At 72.1% G+C, this 10367-nt stretch carries 10 protein-coding genes; 2 read left to right on the top strand and 8 right to left on the bottom strand.

Annotated features, from left to right (window positions below; translation table 11 throughout):
- On the top strand, positions 1-1984 hold a 1984-nt coding region (locus tag AB0C29_RS15105), incomplete at its 5' end, for a DUF6596 domain-containing protein (RefSeq protein WP_360820472.1).
- On the opposite strand, the gene AB0C29_RS15100 is transcribed toward AB0C29_RS15105, so the two are convergent.
- The 3 genes from AB0C29_RS15100 to lipA form a co-directional block, all read right to left on the bottom strand.
- The gene (locus tag AB0C29_RS15100; RefSeq protein WP_360820469.1) at positions 1971-2651 is read right to left on the bottom strand and encodes a hypothetical protein; all 681 of its coding nucleotides are present in this window, start codon (positions 2649-2651) and stop codon (positions 1971-1973) included. The two genes, AB0C29_RS15105 and AB0C29_RS15100, sit on opposite strands and share 14 nt — an antisense overlap.
- The gene (locus AB0C29_RS15095) at positions 2648-3142 is read right to left on the bottom strand and encodes a SigE family RNA polymerase sigma factor (RefSeq protein ID WP_360820466.1); all 495 of its coding nucleotides are present in this window, start codon (positions 3140-3142) and stop codon (positions 2648-2650) included. Before AB0C29_RS15095 ends, AB0C29_RS15100 begins: the two co-directional genes overlap by 4 nt.
- 77 nt (positions 3143-3219) lie before the next feature.
- A complete protein-coding gene (gene lipA / locus AB0C29_RS15090) occupies positions 3220-4116 on the bottom strand; it encodes a lipoyl synthase (protein WP_360820483.1) in 897 nt (298 codons plus the stop codon).
- Between the two features lie 380 nt (positions 4117-4496).
- Here lipA and aspS point away from each other — a divergent pair, with 380 nt between their 5' ends.
- Positions 4497-5765 carry an aspartate--tRNA(Asn) ligase gene (gene aspS / locus AB0C29_RS15085; RefSeq protein WP_360820463.1) on the top strand — a complete coding sequence of 423 codons (1269 nt, stop codon included), beginning with the start codon at positions 4497-4499 and terminating at the stop codon, positions 5763-5765.
- Positions 5766-5774: 9 nt separating this feature from the next.
- On the opposite strand, the gene AB0C29_RS15080 is transcribed toward aspS, so the two are convergent.
- From AB0C29_RS15080 to sucB, 5 genes are all read right to left on the bottom strand, one after another.
- Positions 5775-5939 carry a peptide ABC transporter substrate-binding protein gene (locus AB0C29_RS15080; protein WP_360820460.1) on the bottom strand — a complete coding sequence of 55 codons (165 nt, stop codon included), beginning with the start codon at positions 5937-5939 and terminating at the stop codon, positions 5775-5777.
- Complete coding sequence (gene lipB, locus AB0C29_RS15075; RefSeq protein WP_360820457.1) at positions 5936-6565, bottom strand: lipoyl(octanoyl) transferase LipB; 630 nt, start codon at positions 6563-6565, stop codon at positions 5936-5938. Before lipB ends, AB0C29_RS15080 begins: the two co-directional genes overlap by 4 nt.
- An 18-nt stretch (positions 6566-6583) precedes the next feature.
- Entirely contained in the window at positions 6584-8446 is a 1863-nt protein-coding gene (locus tag AB0C29_RS15070) for a DUF2079 domain-containing protein (protein WP_360820454.1), read from the bottom strand.
- Between the two features lie 26 nt (positions 8447-8472).
- Positions 8473-9396, bottom strand: coding sequence for a TIGR01777 family oxidoreductase (locus tag AB0C29_RS15065; protein ID WP_360820451.1), 924 nt, complete (start codon positions 9394-9396; stop codon positions 8473-8475).
- An 81-nt stretch (positions 9397-9477) separates the two neighbouring features.
- A partial coding sequence (sucB, locus tag AB0C29_RS15060) for a 2-oxoglutarate dehydrogenase, E2 component, dihydrolipoamide succinyltransferase (RefSeq protein WP_360820448.1) occupies positions 9478-10367 on the bottom strand: 890 nt, incomplete at its 5' end.

The following is a 10367-nucleotide window of genomic DNA, read 5'->3' as shown; positions in this document are numbered from 1 at the left end:
GCCGGCTGCCGGCGTACCGGAAAATCCCGGCGCCTGGCTGACGGCGATCGCCAAACGCCGGGCCGTCGACCACATCCGTCGGTCCCGCCTGCACGACCGCAAGGCCGAGCAGTACGCCCGCGAGCACGACCAGCCCCCGGACCTCTCCGCAGGACCCGACGACGTCCTGCGGTTGATGTTCATCTCCTGCCACCCGGTGCTGCCCACCGAGCAGCGCGCCGCCCTGACCCTGCGCGTGGTCGGCGGCCTGACCGCGGCCGAGATCGCCCGCGCGTTCCTGATCACCGAGCCGGCCGTGGCCCGCCGCATCGCCACGGCGAAACGCACCCTGGCCGAGGCCGGCGTGCCGTTCGCCCTGCCCGAACCGGCCGACCTGGCCGCGCGGCTGTCCTCGGTCCTCGAAGTCATCTACCTGATCTTCAACGAGGGTTACTCGGCCAGCTCGGGCGACGACCTGATCCGCCCGGCCCTGGGCCAGGAGGCGCTGCGCCTGGGCCGCCTGCTCGCCGAACTCGCACCGCACGAGGCCGAGGTGCACGGCCTGGTCGCGCTGATGGAGATCCAGGCCTCCCGCTCGGCGGCCCGCACCGGCCCGGCCGGCGAGCCGATCCAGCTGCACGAGCAGAACCGCGGCCGCTGGGACCAGCTCCTGATCCGGCGCGGCTTCACCGCGATGCTGCGGGCCCGAGAGCTCGGCGGCACGCCGGGACCGTACGTGCTGCAGGCGGCGATCGCGATCTGTCACGCCCAGGCCCGCACGGCGGCGGACACCGACTGGGCGCAGATCGCCGCCCTCTACCGGGCGCTGGCCGGGCTGCTGCCGACCCCGATCGTCCAGCTGAACCGGGCGGTGGCCGTGGGGATGGCCGAGGGGCCGCAGGCCGGGCTCGACCTGGTGGACGCGCTGCTGGCCGACCCAGCGTTGCGGGACTATCACCTGCTGCCAGGGGTCCGCGGTGATCTGTTGTGGCGGCTGGGCCGGGTGGGGGAGGCGCGCCGGGAGTTTCTTCGCGCCGCTGGGCTGGCGCGTAACGCGGCCGAGAGTGCTTTCCTGCGAGGGCGGGCCGCGGCGATCCCGGAGCTCACAGCGGCGGAGCTTATTGGTCGCACGGTCGGCGAAGCGGTGGCCGAGTTCCTGGCGCGCGATGACCTGGACGCGGCGACGGTGCGGTCCTACGGCCAGACGCTGAGCCGGCTCTGCCGAGCTGTGGGCGCCGGGTTTCCGCTGGCGTCGCTGACCGCGGAACAGGTCAGCCAGGCGTGCATGGTCGCCTGGGGCGACGCGGCACCGCGGACCTGGAACCGGCACGTGGCGGCGATCCGCTCCTTCAGCAGGTGGGCAGACGCGACCGCTCTCGTGTTCGGTGCGGGGATCGAGCATGAGCCGGGCCTTGCGGCCCGTCCCGCGGTCGGTGTGGCGGGTGGCCTCCCGCGGGCCGCTGTGGTCAGGCATTCCGCGGCCTCGGCCGTTCCCGCGGCCTCGGCCGTTCCCGCGGCCTCGGCCGTTCCCGCGGCCGACAATTCCGCGGGCTCGGCGGATTTCGCGGCTGCGCTTGAGCGGAGGCCGGAAACCGGAGGCCGGACCGAGGCGCTGAGCGGCCCGGACCTGGACGGGCTGTGGGAGCGCGCCGACATTGGGCTGCGCGAGCGGACCCTGTGGCGGCTGCTGCACGAGTCAGGCGCAGGCGTCGGCGCGGTGCTCGCGCTGAATGTCGAGGATCTGGATCTGGACGACCGCCGGGCCCGCGGCGGCGCCGGCTGGGTGAGCTGGCGGGCAGGCACCGCACGGCTGCTGCCCGAGCTGCTGGCCGGCCGTACCCGTGGACCGCTTTTTCTCGCGGATCGCCGTCCCGGCCCGGGACGGATGCCGGCGGAGGCCGACCGTTGCCCGGACACCGGCCGGGGCCGGCTGTCCTATGAGCGCGCCGAATACCTCTTCAAGCAGGCGACCGGCGCCACCCTGCGCCGGCTCAAGTCGCGCTGATCGTCAACGGCCCGCCGATACGCCACTCGTCCGCAGTCGTCGGGTCGTAATAGCGGGTGAAGCCGCATCCCCAGGCGATGGCGTCGGCCGTGGTCGTGCCGCCCCAGCGGTGCTCGCCGCTGACCAGCAGGCGGGTGCCGATCCCGTACGCCGGTGGCCCGTATCCCATGGCGGCCAGGCCACCGAGGGGTGGGGACATGGCGATGGTGACAGTCGGGCCGGAGCCGCCGGAGAACCACTCGTTGACGGTGAACGTGACGCCCACGTAGCCGCGGACGGCATGGACGCGGTCGGGGTCGACCGGTCCGATGGCGGTCACAGTGCCGTCGAAGGCGAACGCGCGGCGGGCCACTTCGCGCGGTGAGTAGCCGCCTGCACAGGAGCCGTTCGCCGCGTCGGGGAGCGCGCCGGTCCGCTGGGCAGCCGACGAGGCGGGCAGCGGGGGTGCGGCGGTGCGTTCGGCCGGCGGCGGGTCGATCAGGGCACCCGCGCCGACGACGGCCGCCACCGAGGCGGCCACCAGGGCTCCGGCGCCCCAGGCGAACCGGGAGCGGCGGGCCTGACGAACCCGTTGGCGTGCCCCGGCGGTTAGGGCGACGGGCACCGGGGCCCGGTCGGCGTCCTCGGCGAACAGCAGTCGTAGCTCGCGTTCCAGCTGGTCGGTCATGACGTCTCCTTCAGGGCGGCCGCGACGTCGCTGCCGCGCAGGGTCGCCAGGGCCCGGGAGGTGGTGGCCCGGACGGCGCTGACGGTCACCCCCATCGCCTCGGCGATGCCGGCGTCGTCCAGGTCGGCGTAGTAGCGCAGGACAAGTGCGGTCCGGGCGCGGGGAGCGAGGGTGGCGAGCACGTGGCGCAACTGGTCGCGGGCCGCCACCTCGTCGGCGGGGTCGGCCGCGCTCGGTGGCTCCCAGCCGGCCAGGTCGGTCGGCCGCTCGGTCGAGGAACGCCGCCGGTGCCAGCTCAGGTGGGCGTTGACCAGCATCCGGCGCACGTACGCGTCCGGTTCGCGGGCGGCGGCCACCTTGCGCCAGTGCCGGTACGCGTCCGCGAGCGCGGTCTGGGTCAGGTCCTCGGCGCGGTGAGCGTCACCGGTCAGCACGTACGCCAGCCGGAGCAGGGACCGGCCCTGCTCGCTCACGTACTCCTCGAACCCCACCTGCGACCTCCTCGACGCGCCTCACCAGGAGAGACGCATCGAGGCTGCGCATCCGCTGCACGAGCGGCGGGGGTGGCTCAGCCGCGGGCGGCGAGAGCCTGCTGGTAGAGCCGGCCGGCGCGGTACGACGAGCGGACCAGGGGGCCGCTCATCACGCCCGCGAAGCCGATCTCCTCGGCCTCCGCGTTCAGCTCGACGAACTCCTCCGGCTTCACCCAGCGCTCCACCGGGTGGTGGCGGGGGGTGGGCCGCAGATACTGCGTGATGGTGATCAGCTCGCACCCGGCCGCGTGCAGGTCGCGCAGGGCCTGGGAGACCTCGGCGCGCTCCTCGCCCATGCCCAGGATCAGGTTGCTCTTGGTGACCAGGCCGGCCGCGCGGGCCTGGGTGATCACGTCGAGGGAGCGCTCGTAGCGGAAGCCGGGGCGGATGCGCTTGAAGATGCGGGGGACCGTCTCGACGTTGTGCGCGAGGACCTCGGGCGTCGCGCCGAAGACCTCGGCGAGCTGGTCGGGCTCCGCGTTGAAGTCGGGGATCAGCAGCTCGACGCCGCAGCCGGGCTGGAGCTTGTGGATCTGGCGGACGGTCTCGGCATAGAGCCAGGCGCCGCCGTCGGGGAGGTCGTCGCGGGCCACGCCGGTGACGGTCGCGTATTTCAGGCCCATGGTGGCGACGGACTCGCCCACGCGGCGGGGCTCGTCGGCGTCGAACTCGGCCGGCTTGCCGGTGTCGATCTGGCAGAAGTCGCAGCGGCGGGTGCACTGGTCACCGCCGATGAGGAAGGTCGCCTCGCGGTCCTCCCAACATTCGTAGATGTTGGGGCAGCCGGCCTCCTGGCAGACCGTGTGCAGGCCCTCTTTTTGCACCAGACCACGCATGTGCGTGTATTCCGGGCCCATCTTGGCTTTGACTTTGATCCACGGCGGCTTGCGCTCGATGGGAGTTTCGGCGTTGCGCGCCTCGATGCGCAGCATGCGGCGGCCCTCGGGAGCAATAGTCACAAGGCTGAGGTTACGCCGAAAGCAAGATCAACCGTTGCGGGGGCGGTGAGGCTCACACAGCAGTTTCTGTGAGTGCTCTCACGCCTGCCGGGGAAACCCGGTTTGCCGGTCGTCCGGGCGCTGTTAAGGTCCCGTCCACGGTGATGACGGAACCGAGTAGCGCCCCGATCCCACCGGCCGAGAGAGCCACCACCAGCTGTGAAGGTGGCCCGGTGCCGGGGCGTGAAGACACTCCCGAGCCGCGCACGACAAGAGGCGCCTGATCAAGGCGTGAAGGTGTGGTGGCACCGCGAGGATCCCGCTCGCCCACACCTCCCTGGGGCCGCGTTGCAGTCACCGAGGAGGTAAGAGCCGTGCAACGCATCCTCTCCACCGAACTGGCCCGGCACACCGGCGAGACCGTCACGGTCGCCGGCTGGGTCCACCGCCGCCGGCTGCTCAAGTCGGTGGCGTTCCTGATAGTCCGGGACGCTGCCGGGCTCACCCAGGTCGTCGTCACCGAGCCCGAGGTCCGGGCCCAGATCGAGACGCTGGGCGAGGAGTCCGTGATCGAGGTGACCGGCACCGTCACCGCGAACCCGGCCGCGCCGGCGGGGGTCGAGCTCACCGCTCCCGCTCTGCTGCGGATCCTGAACGCTGTGTCCGTACCGTTGCCTTTTGATCTGCATCGGCCCGCACTGACCGCGACCCTGCCCACCCAGCTCGACCATGCCGCTCTGTCGTTGCGGCATCCGGGCCGGGCCGGTGCCCTGCGGATCGCGGCCGCCGCGACCGCGGGCTTCCGGGCCGCGCTGGAGCAGCGGCGCTTCGTCGAGATCCACACCCCGAAGATCGTGGCGTCGGCGACCGAGTCCGGAGCGAACGTGTTCGCGCTCGACTATTTCGGCCGGCCCGCCTACCTGGCCCAGTCGCCGCAGTTCTACAAGCAGCTGATGGTCGGGGTGTTCGAGCGAGTCTACGAGGTCGGGCCGGTGTTCCGGGCCGAGCCGCACGACACGGCCCGGCATCTGGCGCAGTACACGTCGCTGGACGCCGAGCTGGGCTTCATCGCCGACCACCGCGACGTGATGGCCGTGCTCACCGAGGTGGTGGCGACGATGACCGACACGGTGGCCGAGCGGACCGGGACCGCCGTGCCGAAGGTGCCGGAGGAGATCCCGGCGCTGCACTTCGCGGAGGCATTGCGGATCGCGGGCGCGCCGGCCGACGAGCCCGACCTGGCCCCGGCGCACGAGCGGGCGCTGGGGGAGTGGGCGCTGCGCGAGCACGGGTCGGAGTTCGTCTTCGTGACCGGCTATCCGATGCGCAAGCGGCCGTTCTACACCCATCCGCAGCCGTCCGACCCGGTCTGGTCGAACAGCTTCGACCTGCTGTTCCGCGGGCTCGAGCTGGTCACCGGCGGCCAGCGGCTGCACCGCTACGCCGACTACGAGGCCGCGCTGGCCGCGCGGGGGGAGTCGGCGGAGGCCTACCGGGGCTACCTCGACGCTTTCCGGTACGGGATGCCACCGCACGGCGGCTTCGCGATCGGCCTGGAACGTTTCGTGGCCCGGCTGACCGGCGCCGCGAACGTCCGGGAGGTCACAGCGTTCCCCCGCGACCTGCACCGGGTCACGCCGTGAGGCCCCGGCTCAGAGGAAGACGGCGATGGTCATGCCGGTGACGATGATCAGCGGGATGATCGTGGTGCAGACCAGGATCCACCAGGCGATCGGGTGGCCGAAGTTCAGCACCACCCCGCCGCCCGGTTTTGGCACGAAGACCCGCTTGTCGCGCGGGTCGCGGTAGAGGCTCACAGCAGTGTCGGCAGGTGGCGTTCGACGACCGGCAGCAGGTCGTCGACCGTCACCGGCCGGCCCAGCTCCGCGCTCAGCGACGTCACGCCCGCGTCGCGGATGCCGCACGGCACGAAGCGGTCGAAGTTGCTCAGGTCGCAGTCGCCGTTGATGGCGAAGCCGTGCTGGGTGACGCCGCGGGCCACCCGGATGCCGATCGCGGCGATCTTGCGGTCGGGGCCGCGGTCGTCGGCGCGGACCCAGGCGCCGCTGCGGCCCTCGACCCGGTCGGTGGTGACGCCGAACTCGGCGCACACGTCGATGAGCAGCTGCTCGACGCGGCGGACGTAGGCCACCACGTCGATCGGGTCGGCCAGCTTGACGATCGGGTAGCCGACGAGCTGACCCGGGCCGTGCCAGGTGATCTTGCCGCCGCGGTCGACGTCGACCACCGGGGTGCCGTCCATCGGGCGGTCCATCGGCTCGGTGCGCTTGCCCGCGGTGAAGACGCTGGGGTGCTCGAGCAGCAGGATGGTGTCCGGCTGGGTGCCGGCCACCACGGCGTCGTGCAGCCGGCGCTGGGTCTCCCAGGCCTCGCGGTAGTCGACCAGCCCGGGACGCAGCACCTGCAACGTAGAAGTCGTCACGCGGCCAAGCCTAGTCCGTCAGTTTCCGCGGGCCACCGGGTCGATGCCCGGCCGGATGCGCCACAGCAGGACGCCGCCGACGCGTTCCGGCTCGCCGAACAGGTCGATGGCCGTCATCTCCAGCGCGGCCCGGAACACCGGGCCCTGCGAGCCGGTCACCTGCGGTGCCAGGAACACCGCCTCGACCTTCCAGTAGGCCAGGTCGCTCCGGGTCTGCTCGCGGTCGTAGTCGCCGATCGGGACGATCTCGCCGTACAGGGCGGCGCGCAGGAACTTCCAGTCGGTCTGCCGGGGGCTGGCGCCGATCTGCCCGACGCCCTCCGGGCCGCCGGGGCCGAGGAAGTAACCGTCCGGCATCCGGAACTGCTTGCCGCCGCGGGCCATCGTGTACGCCTGCCAGCGCTGCCCGTCCGCGGTGTCGGTGGTCGCGAACGGCAGCGCGGTCAGCACTCCGCCGTCGCTCACGTACTGCTTCCAGAGGCCGTCGGCGATGAACGCGGGCTCGGGTGCGCGGTCGCCGGTCAGCACCGGCATCGGGAACAGCGGCACCAGTGCGACGGCGAAGGCGGCTGCCCACTGGGTGTGCTCGCGTACCGAGGGCATCGGCTCGGTCAGCAGGCGGTCGGCGGTGAGCGCCAGCTGGACGCCGATCACGCAGGCCACCACCAGGGCGAAGCGGCCGGGCAGGGCGGAGTCGAAGAGCGGCAGGTCGATCAGGGCAGCGTACGGCAGCTTGATCTCGGTGGCGTCCCCGAAGAACTTGAGCTGTGGCCCCAGGGACAGCAGCAGGAAGACGGCACCCACCGCATAGAGCCCGATCAGGGTCTCGAACCGGCCTGGACGTGCGTGCCGGCGCAGTGTCACCAGGCACGCCACGGCCAGCACCATCAGCGGCAGGCCGAAGAACGACGTCTCCTCGGTCGGGTTCGGCGCCAGGTCACTGCCCAGCCCCAGCCAGCCGGCCAGCGACCGGGTCGGGTAGCCCAGGTACGCCCCGATGTCCTCGGCGTAGTGGGCCTGGTTGAAACCGGTGCCCTTGAACGTCTGCGGCCCGGCGAAGTGCATGTAGAGCGGGTAAGCCAGCAGGATCCCGGCGACGACGGCCGTCACGCCCAGCCCGGCGAGCACGGTCGGCAGCGCGGCGCGGGCCGCGGCCCGGCAGTGCGGCATCAGCGACCGCGTCACCAGGAACACCCCGGTGGCGAGCGCGGTGAAGAACAGTCCCTCGGCGGCGATGGAGAAGCCGATCGCCACCAGTACGCCGAGGATCAGGCCGTGGCGCAGCCAGCGGCGCGGCTCGGGCAGCTTGAGCACCCACCACAGCACCAGCGGCGGGATCCAGCCGGCGGTCCAGTTGAGGTGGCCGTTGGCGTGCGAGATGAAGCCGGGAGCGAAGCCGCAGAACAATCCGCCGAGGGCCGCGGCGGCCGCCCGGTGCACCAGATAGCGGCGCAGGAACAGGTACCAGGTGAAGGCGGCGGCGGCGAGGTTCAGGGTGAGGATCGTCGCGAAGCTGATCTCGGGACCGGCCAGGATGGTCAGCGGCGAGAACAGCACGATGTAGACGGTGATGGAGGTGTTGGCGGCCAGGTTCACGCCGACCGGGGTGTTCATCAGGTCGGTGAAGAACGGGTCGGCGCCGTGGCCCAGGATGTAGACGCCGTAGCCCAGCAACCACTCGAAGAAGGCCTGGTCGCCCGCGTTCTTCGCGATGACGTGCCCGGCCGGGTCCCGCCACAGCCCGTTGGTCACCCAGACGGCGAGCGCCAGGGCGATCACGGCGACGATCAGATGCGGGCGCCAGGAACGGCCGCCTCGGCGGGTCGTGGACTCGACCGGCGGATCGGCGGACTCGGACGGGGCTGCGGCGACGACGGACACCAGGCGCAGGTTAGCAAGCTTCGGGGCTACGGCCGGCCCGCCGTACTCGATTGCTGATCCACTGCCGCCCGCAGCGCCGCCTCCAGGGTCGGCTGGGTGAAGGTGAAGCCGGCCTTCTGCAGCACCCCCGGCAGCACCCGCTGACTGCGCAGCGCCTCGTGGGCGAACTCGCCCAGGGCGACCTGCAGGGCGATCCCCGGCACCTGCAGCACCGCGGGCCGGTGCAGCACCTTGGCGAGGACCTGGGTAAACGTGGCGTTGGTGACCGGCTCCGGGCCGACCAGGTTGACCGGGCCGGCCAGTTCGTCGCGCTCCAGCAGGAAGTCGACGGCGCCGAGCCAGTCGGCCAGACCGATCCACGGGACCCACTGCTTGCCGCCGCCGAGCTTGGCGCCGGCGCCCATCCGGAACGGCAACATCTGCGGCTTCAGCAGTCCGCCGTTCTCATCCAGTGGGAGCCCGGTGCGCAGCAGGGCCACCCGGGTGCCCGCGTCCTCGGCGGGACGGGCCGCGGCTTCCCAGACCCGGCACACGTCGGCCAGGAAACCGGTGCCCGCCGGGGCCTCCTCGGTGACCGGGCGGTCGCCGGTGTCGCCGTACCAGCCGACGGCGGACGACTGGAGCAGCACGCGGGGACGGTCGGCGGCCGGCAGGTTCTTGATCGCGTGGGCGATGGTGCCGGCCGTGTCCACCCGGCTGCTGCGGATCAGGCTCTTGTACCGGGCGTTCCAGCGCTTGTCGCCGACGCCGGCGCCGGCCAGGTTGATCACCGCGTCGGCGCTCGCGACCACGGCCTGGTCGAGCTGGCCGGAGGACGGCTTCCAGGTGGCCTCGTCGGCGGACTGGGCGGGGTGCCGGACGAGCCGGGTGATGTCGTGACCGGCGGCGCGCAGCCGCTCGGCGAGCCGGGTGCCGAGGAAACCGGACGCGCCGGCCAGGAGAATCCGCATATCTCCATCATTCCCGAAGTTGAACCCGCTCAAAACAAAGAAGGGGCGCCGAAGCGCCCCTTCTTCATGTTCTGTCCCGCGTCAGGCGCTGAGCCCCAGGTCGCCCTCGAACTGTCCGGCCTCGAGGCGCTCCTTCATCGTCACCAGGAAGCGGGCGGCGTCCGCGCCGTCCACGATCCGGTGGTCGTAGCTGAGCGCCAGGTAGATCATCGAGCGCGGCACGATCAGCTCACCGAGGTTCGGGTCGTCGACGACCACGGCCCGCTTGACCACCGCGCCGGTGCCGAGGATGCCGACCTGCGGCTGGTTGATGATCGGCGTGTCGAAGAGCGCACCGCGGCTGCCCGTGTTGGTCAGCGTGAAGGTGCCGCCGGAGAGCTCGTCCGGACTGATCTTGTTGTTGCGGGTGCGCTCGGCCACGTCGGCGATCCGCTTGGCCAGGCCGGCCAGGTTGAGGTCGCCGGCGTCGCGGATCACCGGGACGATCAGGCCCTTCGGGGTGTCCACCGCGATGCCGAGGTGCTCGCCGTCGTGGTAGGTGACCGTGCCGGCCTCCTGGTCGATGGACGAGTTGACCACCGGGTGCTGACGCAGCGCCTCGACCGCGGCCAGCGCCAGGAACGGCAGGAAGGTGAGCTTCGCGCCGTTCTTGGCCAGGAAGTCGGCCTTCGCCTTGTTCCGCAGGTTGGCGATCTTGGTGACGTCGACCTCGACGACCGTGGTGAGCTGCGCCGAGATCTGCAGCGACTCGACCATGCGGCGGGCGATCGTCGCGCGGGTGCGGGTCAGCTTCTCGGTGCGGCCGCGCAGCGGGCTCGGGGCGGGCTTCGCGGCGGCCGGAGCCGCGGCGGGCGCGGCCGAGGTCTCCCGAGAAGCAGACTTAGCCGCAGCGGCAGCTGCGGCGGCCTTGTCGGCCGCTTCGATGACGTCCTGCTTGCGGATCCGGCCGCCGACGCCGGTGCCGGTGATCG

It is taken from the genome of Actinoplanes sp. NPDC048791, assembly GCF_040650095.1.
GTDB lineage: Bacteria > Actinomycetota > Actinomycetes > Mycobacteriales > Micromonosporaceae > Actinoplanes.
The sequence above is the reverse complement of the archived record's forward strand: the minus strand, read 5'-3'. Positions and strand labels throughout refer to the sequence as shown.